Genomic DNA, 578 nt, shown 5'->3' on the forward strand with positions numbered 1-578 from the left:
GCTTGCCGACACCGGTTACGCCAGCGGACAGGCGGTCCGGAAACTGCAGGAAAAGGGCATTGATCCGCTGGTCGCCATTGGACGGCCCTGTGCCCGCAGACCTTACGACTTCCGACCCCAGCCCGCAGGAAGGGAGCCACGCCGGATAACTGAACCCTGGCGGCTTGCCATGAAGGACAGGCTGGAAACTACAGAAGCCGGAGATGTTTACAGACTACGCAAACAGACCGTGGAGCCGGTCTTTGGAATTATCAAAAGCATCATGGGCTTCAGAAGATTCAGCCTGCGCAGCCTTGCAAAAGTCACGACCGAATGGACCCTCGTTGCACTCGCATATAACTGCAAAAGAATGGCACGGCTTCACGCAGCATAAGCCGGGTCAGCCTCGACCTTATAACCCTCAAAATGGCCAACCCGACAGACTGCTAGGGCCTGTTAGAGCCTGATCCGAAAGTTTTTCAGCACTGACAATGCCTTGTGGTTCTGCGGGTCAGCATGCGGATTGAGGCGATCAAAGTCCACGCTGTTGACGAGGCTATGGACTTTTCCCAGTCTTTGGCGAGCCGCCTGCAGCGACC

General features: G+C 56.6%; 1 protein-coding gene and 1 pseudogene. One reads left to right on the top strand and one right to left on the bottom strand.

Going from position 1 to position 578, the window contains the following annotated elements:
- Positions 1-373, top strand: a 373-nt coding sequence (locus CFR80_RS18765; protein ID WP_146221733.1) for a transposase, incomplete at its 5' end; no start/stop codon positions are given.
- An 85-nt stretch (positions 374-458) separates the two neighbouring features.
- Here CFR80_RS18765 and CFR80_RS18770 read toward each other — a convergent pair.
- A pseudogene (locus CFR80_RS18770) lies at positions 459-578 on the bottom strand (IS5/IS1182 family transposase); the annotation flags it as partial.

Source organism: Komagataeibacter oboediens (assembly GCF_003207815.1).
Taxonomy (GTDB): domain Bacteria; phylum Pseudomonadota; class Alphaproteobacteria; order Acetobacterales; family Acetobacteraceae; genus Komagataeibacter; species Komagataeibacter oboediens.